Here is a 14,850-nt window from a genome sequence, read left to right as displayed (position 1 = left end):
CCAGTTCCATTATTTGACTTGATCAATGACTAACTGTTTTGAAAACTTGAGTTGAGCTTTTTTGGCGAAAATATAATAAATCACTGCGGTAGAGATCAGTCCTACCAGCCATGATAAATCGACTCCTCCTAACATCGCAGCAATTTGTCCTGTATAGAATTTACTATCAATAAATGGCAGTTGAATCAAAATACCTAGAAAGTAGCAGGTAATACCAATACGATTCCAGCGGCCATACTTGCCATTTGGATCATAGAGCGCATCAACATCACATTCTTCTTTAGATATAAAGTAGTAATCAACTAGATTGATGGCACTCCATGGAATAAAGAAGGTAAGTAAAAACAGAATAAATGCTTTAAAAGCACTTAAGAATGTGTGCTCGCCTATAATTGCAATGAAAGTAGAAATCACAACCATAGCAAGGACAATGAGTAATCTTGTTATTTTTGAAATTTGATTTGTCGATTTAAAACTATTCCAAATCGTAGCAACGCACATAAAACTACCATAAGCATTTAGGGTCGTCAGAGTAACTTTGCCAAAAGCAATACTAAAATATAAAAAGGTTACGACTAGGGCAATAGGGTTCATGCCAACAACATATTGAACTTCATTTCCAACAAAATTGCCGTTTGCAACCTGAGCGATCAAAACGCCTAGGGTCATAGAAATTTGTGAGCCCAATAAAGAGCCTAAGCCAACTGCCCAAAAAACACGAGATGAAGAGGTTTTAGTTGGAAGATAGCGGGAGTAGTCTGCAACATAAGGTCCAAAAGAGATTTGCCAAGAAGCAGAAAGTGAAACTGCTAACAAAAATGAAGACCAATTGAAATGACGTACTGCTAAGAGTTCGGAGAAATCAGAAAGCGCTAAGATTTGAGTTAGAATAATCACAAAAGCAATCAAACCAATAATACTGGCTACTTTGCCTACCAAATGAATTAAACGATATCCAATGGTTGCGAATATAATAATTAAACATGCGTAAATTAAGATGCCAGTTGTATTGCTGACATGTGCGAGATGTGCAATTGCTTTACCCGCGAGCACCTCACCAGTTGCGGTAAACCCAAGATACATGAGGCAGACGAGTATGATTGGAATACACGCACCATATACTCCAAACTGAACACGACTTGAAATCATTTGGGGCAGGCCTAGTTTTGGACCTTGAGCAGCATGTAGAGCCATGACAGCAGCACCAAAACATTGCCCCACAAATAAACCAATAATCGACCAAAAAACATCACCACCTAGTACAACTGCTAGCGCACCCGTCACAATGGCCGTAATTTGTAAATTAGCACCAAACCAGAGGGTGAATTGAGCAAACACTCCGCCATGTCTTTCATTTTCTGGAATAAAATCAATGCTTCGGTTTTCAATAAAACTACTATTTGGTTTCTCAGCCGATGAGTCCATTACACTCTCCTTGTCCTTTAAGAGTCCACTCTATTTTTATTAAGTCAATATTTGTACAAACAAATATAAACATGTATATACAAGTTATTTAAAAAATAATCAAATATTTTTTGATGGATTAGAACTTAAAAGTAGTTTAAGTGTTTAATAAATATTAAGAAAAATTAGTCTGGGTTTGTTTTTAATAGGCTTAAATGATGAAAAAATAATATATAAAAAAGCCCTCTATTGAGGGCCAAACTTTATACATTAGTGTCTAAGATCGCTTGAAAAAAAGTTGGAAGTTCAGAGAATTGCACAAGTTGAGTTTTATCTTCTTGTTTATAATAATACTGATAGTTTGGAGTTTCTGAATAATTATCTAAATATTGAGTTGCGTCGGTAAATTGTGCTTTTGCAACTGGTTTGTCTTTTTTTAATTTAATAATAACAGGATTTACCGAATTTAATTTTACAGGAACACCATTCTCAAATTTAGCAGTTTCAATCAATAAGGAAATTTTGAAATTTCCAAAATTCACACAAAAATGACCTCCATTTTCCGTTTTAATATCATGGCCAGAGAAAAGATCTTTAAATAAATTCTTTAAAGATTCTCTGTGTTTATCTAAAGCTACTTGAAACTCATGATCTTGTTGCTCTATTTTTTCTTGCTCTTCTTGTAGCAATTGAGCTTGCTTTTCAATGGTTGTGAAATCCAGCTTCATTTTTAATATCTCCATTGGTTGTTTAAAAACTATATATCGCAATCTTTTATTAATTTTTAAAGAAACATACGTTATTTGTTACAACGGAATAATTAAGATGAACTTTTGTGATAGATAATAAAAAATGTAAAAAGATATTTAAAAAATAAAAGTTATAAAATTAAAGAGTTTATTAAATAAATAATTTGTCTATTTTGTGTTGGAAGGTGCTGCTACATGATAAATATAAGTTTTTTAATGTAGCAGCATATTTCCTATTTTGTACAATGTTTGCCTATAAGCGGAGTAGCTTTAATTTTTAAAAAACCTCCGCTACTCATTACACCCAGCATGACTAAAGCTGTTCCTAGCAATTGCCACACATTAAGAGATTGCCCAGTAACTAGGGCGATCAGCATACTGAACACTGGTACAAAGTTAAAAAAGACGGAAGCACGGCCAGCTCCTAGCTTTTGTATGCCATTGAACCAGAATAAATAAGCAATCATTGTTGAGCAAATAACGACATATCCCATGGCCAAATGTGCATTTACAGGGGCAGAAGTGATGGCTGTAAGAGGATCTTCAAATATCATACTTAATACACTAAGTGTTATTGCACCGAACATCATAGAAAAAGTGGTTGTTTCTAATGGTGTTGCATTTTTTACATAACGGCGAGATAGAACATTAGCTAAGCAAAATCCAAAAGCTCCTAATAATATAAATAAATCTCCAATATCTATTTTTAGATGAAGCAACGTTGTTATATGCCCCTGACTAATCACAAGTAACACACCACTTAAGCCGAATAAAACGCCTAAAAATTTACTAGGAGTAAGTTTTTCACCGTCTAGCATGATTGTCATTAATAAAGTCATCAACGGTGTAGTTGCCATAATTAAAGCACCGTTCACGGCAGATGTAGTCTGTAAGCCATAAAAACAACCGATGTTGAATCCTGCAATGCCAACTACCCCAATAACAAGGTAGATAACTAAATTTTGACTTAAAGCTGTCCATCTTAATTTGCCTGTTATTGAAAAGATCAAGAGTAAGCCCAGGCTTGCAATTGAAAACCGTTCAGATGCGGCAGATAGTGGAGGCATATGCTGAATAATATAAGACATTGCATTAAATGCTGATCCCCAAAAAAACATCGTTAATACAACACCAGCATAGGCATAAGCCACCGTTCTGTTCATGGACAGGCTCCCATTAAGAAAGGTTTTATTCTGGGCAATTATATAAAGGTGTACAATTCCATATTAATACACGTCTAATGTGAAAATTTGCACAATGATCGATTGGGAAAATTTACATTACTTTTCAGTTTTTACCGAAGAAAAGTCACTGTCAGCGGCTGCCCGAAAATTGGGTGTAGATCATGCAACCGTATCCAGAAGAATTGCTCAACTAGAACAAAACTTAAAACTTAAATTAGTTGATCGTAGACCACGGACCTACATTCTAACTCCTGATGGTGAACGTCTTGCGCAGGTGGTTGGTCGTATGATGGAAGAAACTTTTTCTATTGAACGTTTAACTCAAGCCGGTCAGCAAGAAGTGATGGGAAGTGTTTCTATTAGTATGCCTCCTTTAACTGCGGCACATCTCATCATGCCTCATCTGGGGAAATTTTATCGTCATTACCCTCAATTAAAATTGCGTGTACTTGGTGATGTTCATTATGTTTCTTTACAGCATAGTGAGGCTGATATTGCAGTAAGATTTGGCCGTCCTACGGATGAAAATTTAGTTGCTCGTAAAGTTGGTGAAATTCCTTTTGGAATATATGCTGCTCCAAATTATTTAGCGTTAACTGATCCCGAAAGTTATGAGTGGATTAGCGTAGAGGTAGGTGGGGTACATGGTCAGAAACAACAGAAGTTAAAAGAAAGATTAGGACATAAAGAACCTGTAATGATTACCAATAATCCTGAGTTGCAATGGAGAGCTGCATGTGGGGAAGCTGGGTTAGCGGTCTTACCTGATTTTTTAGGTGTTCTTAGTAATTTGGTCAGATTACAAGATGATCATCCGATGAGTGCTGAAATCTGGTTAGTCACACATGAAGATTTACGGCATAGTCCAGCAATAAGAGTAGTAATGGATTTTCTTGTGAGTTGCTTCGAGCCTTTCAAAATATAAATCTTAAGAAATAGAAATACGTGCTAGATAATCTATAGACTAGAGGGGGGCCTCTAAACATTGGATAGTCGAATTGCTAACTTAAATTCTTCTCTTGTTCATATTTAATTATCAGGAAAGAAGCCTGCATCTTCACGTGCTTGCTTTAAAGCTAAGATAAATGAGGTCAATAAAAGCAAACCTATAAAAAAAAGAAAAAGATCAATCTTACTAATCGCAAAACCTATACTTGTAGCACCTAGACTTAATAATACGATACATAATATTTTCCAAAAAATGAGCATGTTACGTTCTGATAAAAAGTCTAAAGATATTATTGGTAATTGAAGGGGATTTCTAAATTTATTTATGTTTTTTTTATTATAAATTATGTAATTAAGTAAAATTTAAATTTTTATGATTTTTATCTAACAATTTGAAAATACAGTAAATTTTATTTTTGTTGATTTGAATAATATCTTTTAACTTTTCTTAAAATTAAGTTTTTATTAATTAATAGAATGATAATTCTTTAGAAACACTATAAAATAGGACTCATGAATTAAATTTATTTTTTTAATTTATTTAAAACAACATGTTATGTTATCTATTAGAATCTTTGTTAAAAAAAAGACTTGATCTTTAAGCTATTTTTTGAAATTATAGTCATGCAAATTGTGATCTATTTCCCACAATTTGTATTTCAGGTTAAGTGGTTATCACTAATGCTCATTTGCTATTTTTGCTTATGAGCATTTTTTTATGTGATTTTTTAATAGAACTACAAAGTTTGTGAAAAATGAGTTTTGAGTTCTCTTTGTAGCATGAAACTTTTTTTAGTAGTTTTATAGAGGGTCGTTAATCATATTGAATGGTCACCGTCGCTGTGGCTTTAACCTCACCTGCGGTCACATTGGTGGCAGTCTGATAATAACGAGCAGTTAAAGGAACATCATATTCAACAGTTTGGTTGGAACTCACCATACCTATATTGAGTTTGCTTGCTTTTTGAATCGGTTTATTTGCTCCATTCATATTCCATAACAGTTCAACACCCACACCGTTAGCTTTTATTGAATTCGCAGCACTGTTGTTAATCACCTGATTATTTGAGGTGTCAGAATTATAATCAAAACTTAAGCTGATCGTATTGCTCGTAGCGATACCAGAGTTATTTTCGCCGCCATTACATAAGATCGATAGATTAAAATTCTGTTCCCCTTGGGTTGACCCAATCGCTCTAAAGCCTGATTTCATCACAGTTGGAAGTTGAACTGGTGAATCTACACCATTTTGAATTTCACAAGATGAAGAAGCAATAAGAATAGGGGCATTACTTAATACAGTAGTGGTTAAAAATGGGCGGTTCTGTTGTCCTGATACGTAATAGGTACTGTAACGGCCTGCGACTAGTGCTCCAGAACCAGTTGTCATGGCTGTTTTAATAACCTCCATAACAAAATACCCAGGGGAAAGTGTATATGTTTGATTGGGTGTTAATGTACGTCTATAAGGATAATATCCGGAAAAATCTGAAGCATCGGCAGCTTCGCGATAAAGACGAATACCAATTCCTGGAATATTAGTCGCATAAACATTATTGCCTATTGGGCTAATTGGATAATTTAAGGGGAGAGCTGCAATAATTTGATCACTCGCACGATTACAAGTTGCAGTCGAATTATTAGGAGAGATTGTAAAAGTATTCTTTTGTAAGATCGTTCCTATTGGATCATTTGGTTTTACTACGATTTTACCTATCGTCATCGGAATATCGACGGTAGTAAATCCTTTACTTAAATTACAATTTGCATTTGTATGGCTATAAGCAAATAGACTCATTACTAAAAATCCAATTTTTTTTAAAATATTATTCATTTACAGACTGCCTTTGTCATAATAATTGGTTGGTTGTTATGTTTTATTTGATCCGCTATATCGTATTCAATCTCGCATTTTTCAGTACTCGTATTTCCCCATTTCACATATAAACGGTCATGGGTTAGGGGTGTTCGTAAATAAATGCGACTGCCTTGTGCGACAATGCCTATTACTTCGTTATTCTGGTTATATACCTGTGCGGCAAAAGGTAGATGTGAACCATCTAATGTTGTTGTACTAATAAAAAGTGCATAACCTTTTTTTGTTGAGAATTGAACTTTAGTAATCGAGCCTGCGTAGGGGGCAATCCGTAAACTACTTTCGGCAAGTTCAACTTGGGTAGACATGCCTTGTGGGTCAAGACTAATGTCATTCATACGGTAAGGTGTAACATACGGAATAACGGCATATCCGTTTTTGTTAATACTTAGCCCAGGTGTATTACCGACTTGTGCTCCAGTAGCATCCGGCGCATAGACCAACACCATGGTTTGACCTTGATCTGGCCCAAACAAAATTCCTTTAGAATGTGCAACAACATTGCCACTGAAGCTAAGCATTTCTTGTTGGTATGAATCTGCGTGACTGAATGAAGCACCAAGTGTTGTATAGTTTGTTTTATAGGTACCATTAATATTTAGGTTGGTTTGATCATGCTCCTGATTAGAAATTGATGCGCCGTAGTTTAAGCGATTCCCTGTAAAGCCACTAAAGCTTAAAATCTGACTGTCATCACCAATAACACTATTAAAAGTCAGAGAAGTTTTCTTAAAATCTAGTGGAAAAGATAAAGAAGCAAGGTACTGTGTATCTTGTCCTGTGTGAGCACCGTCTTCTTCAATCTCGCTGCTCATTGCAGATAAACTATAAGTTAAATCTTTAAATTGATTGCTATAACCTAATTGGAACTGTTTATTGGCCGTGGGTTGATTCCAATAATTTATCCATGAACCGACTAAGTAAAAATTTCCCCATTGTTTTGGAAGCACTTGATTTAAAGTAATCTGGAATTCACTTTTTTGTTTGCCTACAGAGAAGCTGTCAATATTTTGTTGTTGTAAATCTTGAATTAAAATTGCATCGTGCAATTTCAGGTAGTTTTCAGTTGAATAGCGATAAGTAGCTAATGTTAAATTAGTATTTGTTGGAGAAAATAACTTACTGTAGCTTAAACGATAACTTTGCCCAGTCATTTTAGGTTGATGATCAAACTCAGCTTTTGACTGAGTCGCATCAAAAGAAATCGCTCCAATAGGTGTTGAAAAAGCCGTGCCTAGTAATAAGGAGAGATATTGTTGCGTTGCTTGAACTGCACTGTAAGTGGTGAGGTAATTATTAATTCCCCGTTGATATTTACCTTGTATCAGCCACGGATTTAGGCCAAGGTTTGAATCTCGAAACTGCCCTAAAGTGAAAGAGTATCGACTCATTTGCGGACGTAGCATTTCGACGACAGAAGCATAGGGAATAGCGAATTTCTGGATTATGCCATTAGATTCAATTACTGAAACTTGTAGCTCACCTCCAAATCCTGTTGGGTAAAGATCATTAATTTCAAAGTTTCCGGGTGGTACTGTTGTCTGATAAATTAAGTTGCCTTGTTGTCTAACCTCGACTTTCGCATTGGTTTTTGCATAACCTCTCACTCTGGGAGCATAACCGAGCATACTGTTTGGAAGCATTCGGTCATCACTTGAAATATTTACGCCGCGATACGGTAAAGCATCGATAAAATCACTATTAGTAAAATAATCGCCTAAAGTCACAACACCATTAATTTTTGGAAATGCTTTTTGTATATATGTATTTGTTGATGTATAAGAAGAATTATTAGGTTGTGAGTCGGATTGGCTTTGCCATTTCCATTGTCCATTATGGCGAAATTGCCAACTTGCTAAATTTGCTCCAAGATTAGTCCCCATAAAAGCATATGTACTTTCATGTTGTTCGTTAACTATCCGATAAGCAGTCGTGTTATATGTCAAAAAAGCTGCATTAATACCTCGATCCCAAAGATGCGGATCGATATAGCCCTGTGCATTTTTTTCTAATGTGATTTGGGGGATAGAAATATCAATTCGTAAACGAGAGCTATCAAATAAATAAAAAGCATTATCTATCCAATGACCTAGTGCATCACAAGAAAGAGAGGATGTATGAGAATGTTGGCTAAGCACATCAGCTTTTACGCCATATTCTAGTAACATGGCTTCTGTAAAACAGGTTTCAGCATTTACGTTAGGAGAGCTGGCATTAAAGTGCATGCGCCGTTTACCCAGCCATTGACCATTTATATAGACATCTAAGCTATATTCCCCAGCTAAGATAGGGTTTCCATATTTGAAACGACCAATATCAATTTTTTGCGCATTACCGACTAAAAAATTGCTATCAAACTCTGCTCTTGAGAAACCTGAAACATCCACATTATTTTCAGCATATGCAGCCAAAGGCATAAATAACGCAATAGTTGAGGCCACATAACAAGTAAAAGGGCTTTTTAAACATATATAAGGTATAAACCATTTAGACATAGTTTTAGAGCCTATTCATGATAGGTATTTAGGTTTTTTTCATTAATACAGTAAGGTTAAAACTTTATTGGGTGCTCAACTCTTCCACCATAATCATTGATATATACAAAACTCATATCTGCTAGATTTTTATTTTTTAGTTTTATTTTATCTTCGGAAAAAGGGGCAACCATTAAACCTTGTTGTAATAAGTCTGTTTTATGACTTCCACTTCCTTGGAAAATGGAGGTAAGAGTGAGGAAAAATGGTGTTGGGTTCTTCACTACTAGATATTGATCATTTATTTTCCATTGAACTTTCTCATTTAGTTGTTCAATATTTTCTTTTAGATTTATAGGGCGGTAAAAAAATTTAATTCGCGAACGAACAGCGAGCTGTAAAAAATTATTAGAAATTGGGGTAGTTTGGTCTTGTTGAGTTTTACCTTCGGGTTTCGGAGGTATATCTAAAACATTAAGCCAAAAAATGGATTCTTGTTGCTGATTTAATTGAGAAGAATTAGGTAGAGCTGTAATTCTTAAAGTTTGGCCTTTAGTTGCTTCTACTCGTGAAATCGGGGGGGTAATAATAAAAGGGACATTTGCTTCATCTGGAGTTAACTTTGCATTTCCATCATCAATCCAAGCCTGAACAAGAGACGGAGCTGTACCGTTATTACTCAGTTGTAATGTGATTTCACGTGCATTTGAAGGATAAATGACACGAGTTCCATGTAAAATAATTTCAGTATGACCTGTGGTAGTCAGTGCTACCTGTAGGCAAACTAATCCCCAAAAAAACTTACGACCACGAAAAAGCATGAGTCATATTCTCAATAATGAATAATAGATAGGAGATAGCTTCTATCTTTAAATAGAAGCTTCAATTTTAATTTTATTGATAAATAATGGTGTATTTTACTTGAGACGTTACCGTACCAGCAGTAGAAGCACCTGTAGCATAATACTCAGCATAATAGTTAAGGTCAGCATCACCACCTGCTGAAACATTCACCCATTGTGAGTTGGTCTGAGTTCCATTTGTGCTTGTAGCGAGGACAGGGATTACAGCGTTATTACTACCTAGCAACTGGATATTCACGTTTGTTGCCGCACCTGAAGTTGCTTGGTTTAATAAACGACCTGTATTAAAGTCAACGGTAGCGCCCGGTTCAAAATAAGTGGCTACTTTACCAGCAGAAGAACAGTTCGTTAAATTAATTTGAAATGGTGTGCGACCAGCGACATCACCTGCATTTTTTAAAGTTTGAGATGAAACTGTAGGTAAATTAATTGTTAGATTTTTATCTCCAGTATCAATAGTACAAGTATTATCCGTAACAAGACCATTAATAGTAATTGTGCCATCTGCAGCTTGTGCATTTGTTATATTTAAGAGAGAAACTGCCGCTATAAAAATAAACTTTTTCATAAAATCCCCAGAATAGCTTTTTAAAATAAAATCCATTACTTTTAAGCAAGTTTATTCTGCTTAAGTAAGGCGAAGGAAATATATCACTTTTCAACCAAAAAACAAGAAAAACATTATATTTATATATATTTTGATCGGCTTTTTTATAAATAAATATTTTTGAATTATAATTTTTATCAGTTGGTAAAATACTGAATGATTTATTTTTAAAATAAAATTAAAAAACTTGTAATATTTAAGTATTTGTATTTTATTAAATTAATCTAGCTTTAATATGTTTTTGATGAAACAAGTTTGTTTTATTTGTATAACTATTTGTTTTTAAACAATAAAAATATTTTTAATTTTATCTTGTGAATATGTTTATTTTTTAAGAATTTTTTAAGATTCAATTCCTACTGTTTTAGTTGTAATTCAATAAAAGATAATCTGGAGTTCCGTTCCATGAATAGTATCAAGTATAGCTATAAACCTAATTACTTTTTCTTTGCTCATAAACTCGTTCTGTTTTTAAAGGATTATCTTATTAAGCACCCAACGGAGCAGCAGACAACGTTTAACTTACAAACGATTTATGACATCTTTAGTCATGATCTTGCCTCAAGTACAACTAATCTTGAGGGTATCTTAAATATTGCAGATGAATACGTCTTTGAAACAGAAGAAGGGTTGCTTCCATTGATTAGTAAGCACTCAGTTAATCTCAAGAATCATGTGCTCTCATTGGAGTTTTCACCCCAAGCTTTGACAAGCTTATTGTCTGGTGGTTCGTTAGTGAACCCTAAAGCAGCTTAGATTTGCTTTTAAGGTAGAGTTAACTCATATAAAATTCATAAAATTTATTTTTAAGAGTGATTTATGAGTAAAGACTTTAAGGCCTTAACTTATATTGCAGATGATAATTTAGCAGATACCGTGACTTGGCTTTTGCATCATCAAGATATTTTTGATTCTTTTAATTTTGATGTAGTGAGCCAAGAGTTGTCTGTAACGCATGCAGCGGGAAAAGACATTATTCGAGTAGGGACATTTCTTAATGCCACTTATGGACTTTTAGTTACTTCTGTTTAAATAAAAAGCCCTGAACAATCAGGGCTTTTTTATTTTACTGTCTTAAGTTATGCGCTCATGGCATTTACTGATAAGTCAGCAACTGTTGGTTTTGGTTTTTCTGCAGTTAAGCCTAGTTTATTAAACAAAGCTTGGTCTTTACCTTCACCTGCATTTGGTGTAGTAAGTAACTTATCACCAGAGAATAATGAGTTTGCACCTGCCATAAATGCTAATGCTTGATCTGAATCACTTAATGACTCACGACCAGCAGATAAACGAATATAGCTATGCGGCATAATAATACGTGCAACCGCAATAGTGCGGATCCACTCAATTACATCAAGCTTTTCAACATCTGCTAAAGGTGTTCCTTCAATTGGAACAAGCATGTTAATTGGTACAGATTCAGGATGAATTGGTAGGGTCGCTAATTCATGTAATAAACCAACACGGTCATCACGGCTTTCGCCTAGACCTACAATACCGCCACTACAAACTTTCATGCCAGCTTGGCGAACATAATCTAGAGTATTTAAACGATCATCAAAAGTACGTGTGCTAATAATGTGAGAGTAGTACTCACGAGATGTATCTAGGTTGTGGTTATAATAATCTAAACCAGCAACTTGTAGGCGCTCTGCTTGAGATTGGTTAAGCATGCCTAAAGTCATGCATGTTTCCATACCTAAAGCTTTTACTTCACGTACCATTTCTAAAACATAAGGCATATCGCGTTCATGTGGGTTACGCCAAGCTGCGCCCATACAAAAACGTGAAGAACCTGAATCTTTTGCAGCTTTTGCTTCGCTAATCACTTTTTCTACAGCAATACGTTTTTCTGCTTCTAATTTTGATTCGTAATGTGCAGATTGTGAGCAGTACTTGCAATCTTCAGGGCATTTACCCGTTTTAATCGATAAAAGGGTGCTGACCTGAATCGCATTGGCAGTGAAGTGCTCGCGATGTACTTGCTGAGCCTTGAAAACTAAATCCAAGAAGGGTTGTTCATATAAAGCTTGGATTTCTTCACGATTCCAATCATTACGTAGAGTCATTGTCATATCCATGATGATGGCATTAATTCACTACACATAATCATACAGAATTCGTATTAAAGCTATAGGGCAAAAAACATCATTTTTTTAATTTGATAGCTGAAGTTGGTTGAGTTGTTGTTCAATTGCCCAATCAATATGCACATTCACAATATCATCATGCAAAACTTTGCCTTTGTGTAGCTGATCTACAATTTTCGCTGAATAGGGCGCATTACCTAATCCGATGGCAATATTACGTTTAAATGATTGATAACCTGTCCGGCGGATAGGACTACCTTCTGTATTGGCTAAAAAAGTGGCTTCATCCCACTGCCAGATATCCAGTAGACTAATATTGTCTAATCCATTTCTAGGGTTGAAATCACTAATGGACGCAGTTTTGGCAAAACTGTTCCATGGGCAAATTAATTGGCAGTCATCACAACCAAAAATTCGGTTACCAATACCTGCACGTAATTCTTCAGCAATAATTCCTTTGTATTCGATAGTTAAATAAGCAATGCACCGCCTTGCATCTAGCATATAAGGTTCGACAATCGCTTGTGTCGGGCAAATATCAATACAAGCGCTACAAGAACCACAATGTGCTGTTGCAGGTTTATCGAAAGGTAAATCGAGTGATGTAAAGAGCTCGCCTAATACAAAAAAAGAACCTGATTTTTTGTGAATAAGCAAAGTATGTTTACCTGTCCAACCCATGCCTGCACTTTCAGCCAACGATTTTTCAAAAATAGGCGCCGAATCGGCAAAAGGACGAGATTCAAAATCGCCGACTTTTTCACGAATTCGTGTTGCTAAAGTTTTCAATCTGCCACGCATGACTTTATGGTAATCACGGCCACGTGCATAACGAGCAATAATCGCAGAGTTTGGTTCGAAAGGTACATATCGAGGTTTTGGAGATTCGACAAGATAGTTCATACGGACACAAATAATACTTTTTGTGCCGAGAACTAATAATGTAGGGTCGGCTCGTTTTTCTAGATTTTCTTCTAAATAGGTCATGTCTGCATGATAACCACGTTCAAGATATTCCAAAAAACGTGGCATTTGCTCTTGAGCATCTGGTTTTGCAATGACACAATCAGCAAAACCTAGGTCTAATGCTTGAGCTTTGATCCATGCTTTTAATTCATGTGGATCAAGTTGTTGCACTGCAATGCGTGATGTATCGGAAGATGTCATAAACCAAAATGCAAGAGGATAATAATATGCAGGTGGTAGTTTACCATAGCGATGATATTCGAGCATGGGAGCAACGTTGGTTTGCTGCACAAAACTCTTCATTAGGTTTAATGCAACAAGCAGCTTGGTCAATCGCTCAGCAGTTCATCAAGCTTTTTAAAGATCGTACTATTAATAAGATTGCTGTTTGGTGTGGGCAAGGCAATAACGCAGGTGATGGCTACTTTATAGCAAGTTATCTAAAACAAGCTGGATTTCACGTTGAAATATTTGCGGCTCAATTGGGTGAGTCAAATGATTTACATTGTGCTGCGCAATTTGCTATAGAAAAGAAAGTTCAAATTCATTCAAATTTTGATATTAAAAAAACATTTGATTGTCATATTGATGCTCTATTTGGCATAGGCTTAAATCGCGAATTAAATACTAATTGGCAACAGGCTATTCAACAATTTAATGAACAAACTGGTTTAAAAATTTCGATTGATATACCGAGTGGTTTACATGCAAATACAGGCTGTACTTTACCTTGTGCAATACGAGCTGATCATACATTTACTGTTTTAGGACTTAAAGCCGGATTATTTACAGGTCAAGGTAAAGAATATACAGGCGAGCTCCATTTAATTGATTTAATTCCTATCGACCAAGAACTGAAACCATTAGCTTATTTGGCACCTACAAATATTAGACTTCCTAAACGTATGGCATTTGGTCATAAAGGGAGCTATGGGCATGTTTTAGTGGTTGGTGGTCATGAACAGATGGGCGGTGCTGTGATTATGGCTGCCGAAGCTGCTTTTCATGCAGGTGCAGGTAAAGTCACAGTGGTTTGTCATCAAAAGCATCATCAGGCTATTTTGTCGCGAGCTCCTAATATTATGCTTCGTGATATTAATGGGTTCGATGAAAAGGATATTAAAGAGATTTTGTCTCAGGTCGATGCAGTATGTTTTGGAATGGGGTTAGGACGTGATGATTGGGCAAAGCAAATTTATCAACAATGGTTTAATTTGTTAAATCAGAGTACACACCTAGAAACTGTTTTAGATGCAGATGCTTTATGGTTTCTAGCTAAACAGCCTCAAAAATTGGGTGCGCATTTTTATTTAACGCCTCATCCAGGAGAGGCTGCTACCTTACTTGGTTGTTCTACAGCGCAAATTGAAAATGACCGAATTGCTGCAATTTATGCCTTGCAACATAAATATGCAGGTCAGTGGGTGCTTAAGGGCGCGGGTAGCTTAATTTTAGAGGATGACTTGTATATTTGTACCGAAGGTAATGCTGGTATGGGAACTGGTGGAATGGGAGATGTACTGGCTGGAATGATTGCAAGCTTAAAAGCCCAGTTCCACAAAGGTATTGCATTACATGAGATTGTTACTCTTCATGCTCAGGCAGGAGATCAACTTGCAAAACAAGGTATGCGAGGTTTACAGGCTTATCAAATGAATGAAGCAATTACTCAGGTTGTAAATCAATAAG

14 protein-coding genes are annotated in these 14,850 nt (G+C 35.6%); 4 read left to right on the top strand and 10 right to left on the bottom strand.

Going from position 1 to position 14,850, the window contains the following annotated elements; translation table 11 throughout:
• Window positions 1-9 precede the first annotated feature (9 nt).
• From F935_RS07510 to F935_RS07500, 3 genes are all read right to left on the bottom strand, one after another.
• A complete protein-coding gene (locus tag F935_RS07510; RefSeq protein WP_016138363.1) occupies window positions 10-1,425 on the bottom strand; it encodes a purine-cytosine permease family protein in 1,416 nt (471 codons plus the stop codon).
• Between the two features lie 242 nt (window positions 1,426-1,667).
• Window positions 1,668-2,132, bottom strand: a complete 465-nt coding sequence (locus tag F935_RS07505; RefSeq protein WP_016138362.1) for a hypothetical protein — start codon at window positions 2,130-2,132, stop codon at window positions 1,668-1,670.
• Between the two features lie 254 nt (window positions 2,133-2,386).
• The gene (locus F935_RS07500; RefSeq protein WP_016138361.1) at window positions 2,387-3,316 is read right to left on the bottom strand and encodes a DMT family transporter; all 930 of its coding nucleotides are present in this window, start codon (window positions 3,314-3,316) and stop codon (window positions 2,387-2,389) included.
• Window positions 3,317-3,410: 94 nt separating this feature from the next.
• Here F935_RS07500 and F935_RS07495 point away from each other — a divergent pair, with 94 nt between their 5' ends.
• Window positions 3,411-4,262: a LysR family transcriptional regulator gene (locus tag F935_RS07495; protein WP_016138360.1), complete on the top strand. Its 852-nt coding sequence runs from the start codon at window positions 3,411-3,413 to the stop codon at window positions 4,260-4,262.
• A gap of 104 nt (window positions 4,263-4,366) precedes the next feature.
• Here the strand turns inward: F935_RS07495 and F935_RS07490 are convergent, their stop codons facing one another.
• The 5 genes from F935_RS07490 to F935_RS07470 form a co-directional block, all read right to left on the bottom strand.
• Window positions 4,367-4,546, bottom strand: coding sequence for a hypothetical protein (locus tag F935_RS07490; protein WP_016138359.1), 180 nt, complete (start codon window positions 4,544-4,546; stop codon window positions 4,367-4,369).
• A gap of 553 nt (window positions 4,547-5,099) precedes the next feature.
• A complete protein-coding gene (locus tag F935_RS07485; RefSeq protein WP_016138358.1) occupies window positions 5,100-6,119 on the bottom strand; it encodes a fimbrial protein in 1,020 nt (339 codons plus the stop codon).
• Complete coding sequence (locus tag F935_RS07480) at window positions 6,116-8,572, bottom strand: fimbria/pilus outer membrane usher protein (RefSeq protein ID WP_080645718.1); 2,457 nt, start codon at window positions 8,570-8,572, stop codon at window positions 6,116-6,118. Before F935_RS07480 ends, F935_RS07485 begins: the two co-directional genes overlap by 4 nt.
• A gap of 140 nt (window positions 8,573-8,712) precedes the next feature.
• Window positions 8,713-9,456, bottom strand: coding sequence for a fimbrial biogenesis chaperone (locus F935_RS07475; protein WP_016138356.1), 744 nt, complete (start codon window positions 9,454-9,456; stop codon window positions 8,713-8,715).
• A 73-nt stretch (window positions 9,457-9,529) separates the two neighbouring features.
• Window positions 9,530-10,102, bottom strand: a complete 573-nt coding sequence (locus tag F935_RS07470; protein ID WP_016138355.1) for a fimbrial protein — start codon at window positions 10,100-10,102, stop codon at window positions 9,530-9,532.
• A gap of 408 nt (window positions 10,103-10,510) precedes the next feature.
• Here F935_RS07470 and F935_RS07465 point away from each other — a divergent pair, with 408 nt between their 5' ends.
• Complete coding sequence (locus F935_RS07465; protein WP_016138354.1) at window positions 10,511-10,861, top strand: hypothetical protein; 351 nt, start codon at window positions 10,511-10,513, stop codon at window positions 10,859-10,861.
• Window positions 10,862-10,924: 63 nt separating this feature from the next.
• On the top strand, window positions 10,925-11,137 hold the full coding sequence (locus F935_RS07460; protein WP_016138353.1) for a hypothetical protein: 213 nt from the start codon (window positions 10,925-10,927) through the stop codon (window positions 11,135-11,137).
• Window positions 11,138-11,184: 47 nt separating this feature from the next.
• On the opposite strand, the gene bioB is transcribed toward F935_RS07460, so the two are convergent.
• Window positions 11,185-12,174 (bottom strand): biotin synthase BioB, encoded by a 990-nt coding sequence (gene bioB, locus F935_RS07455; protein WP_016138352.1) that lies wholly within the window; start codon window positions 12,172-12,174, stop codon window positions 11,185-11,187.
• An 87-nt stretch (window positions 12,175-12,261) separates the two neighbouring features.
• A complete protein-coding gene (queG, locus tag F935_RS07450) occupies window positions 12,262-13,362 on the bottom strand; it encodes a tRNA epoxyqueuosine(34) reductase QueG (protein WP_016138351.1) in 1,101 nt (366 codons plus the stop codon).
• 26 nt (window positions 13,363-13,388) lie between these two features.
• Between queG and F935_RS07445 the strand changes: the two genes are divergently transcribed.
• Window positions 13,389-14,849, top strand: a complete 1,461-nt coding sequence (locus F935_RS07445) for a bifunctional ADP-dependent NAD(P)H-hydrate dehydratase/NAD(P)H-hydrate epimerase (RefSeq protein ID WP_016138350.1) — start codon at window positions 13,389-13,391, stop codon at window positions 14,847-14,849.
• Window position 14,850 lies beyond the last annotated feature (1 nt).

It is taken from the genome of Acinetobacter calcoaceticus ANC 3811, from assembly GCF_000399665.1.
In the GTDB taxonomy this organism is placed as follows: Bacteria; Pseudomonadota; Gammaproteobacteria; order Pseudomonadales; family Moraxellaceae; genus Acinetobacter; species Acinetobacter calcoaceticus_B.
This window is presented reverse-complemented; position numbering and strand designations above follow the sequence as displayed.

What these genes read in the sequence shown, in the direction of transcription:
- F935_RS07510 (WP_016138363.1), bottom strand. Translation starts at nt 1,425, where the DNA reads ATGGACTCATCGGCTGAGAAACCAAATAGTAGTTTTATTGAAAACCGA.
- F935_RS07505 (WP_016138362.1), bottom strand. Translation starts at nt 2,132, where the DNA reads ATGAAGCTGGATTTCACAACCATTGAAAAGCAAGCTCAATTGCTACAA.
- F935_RS07500 (WP_016138361.1), bottom strand. Translation starts at nt 3,316, where the DNA reads ATGAACAGAACGGTGGCTTATGCCTATGCTGGTGTTGTATTAACGATG.
- F935_RS07495 (WP_016138360.1), top strand. Translation starts at nt 3,411, where the DNA reads ATGATCGATTGGGAAAATTTACATTACTTTTCAGTTTTTACCGAAGAA.
- F935_RS07490 (WP_016138359.1), bottom strand. Translation starts at nt 4,546, where the DNA reads ATGCTCATTTTTTGGAAAATATTATGTATCGTATTATTAAGTCTAGGT.
- F935_RS07485 (WP_016138358.1), bottom strand. Translation starts at nt 6,119, where the DNA reads ATGAATAATATTTTAAAAAAAATTGGATTTTTAGTAATGAGTCTATTT.
- F935_RS07475 (WP_016138356.1), bottom strand. Translation starts at nt 9,456, where the DNA reads ATGCTTTTTCGTGGTCGTAAGTTTTTTTGGGGATTAGTTTGCCTACAG.
- F935_RS07470 (WP_016138355.1), bottom strand. Translation starts at nt 10,102, where the DNA reads ATGGATTTTATTTTAAAAAGCTATTCTGGGGATTTTATGAAAAAGTTT.
- F935_RS07465 (WP_016138354.1), top strand. Translation starts at nt 10,511, where the DNA reads ATGAATAGTATCAAGTATAGCTATAAACCTAATTACTTTTTCTTTGCT.
- F935_RS07460 (WP_016138353.1), top strand. Translation starts at nt 10,925, where the DNA reads ATGAGTAAAGACTTTAAGGCCTTAACTTATATTGCAGATGATAATTTA.
- bioB (WP_016138352.1), bottom strand. Translation starts at nt 12,174, where the DNA reads ATGACTCTACGTAATGATTGGAATCGTGAAGAAATCCAAGCTTTATAT.
- queG (WP_016138351.1), bottom strand. Translation starts at nt 13,362, where the DNA reads ATGACATCTTCCGATACATCACGCATTGCAGTGCAACAACTTGATCCA.
- F935_RS07445 (WP_016138350.1), top strand. Translation starts at nt 13,389, where the DNA reads ATGCAGGTGGTAGTTTACCATAGCGATGATATTCGAGCATGGGAGCAA.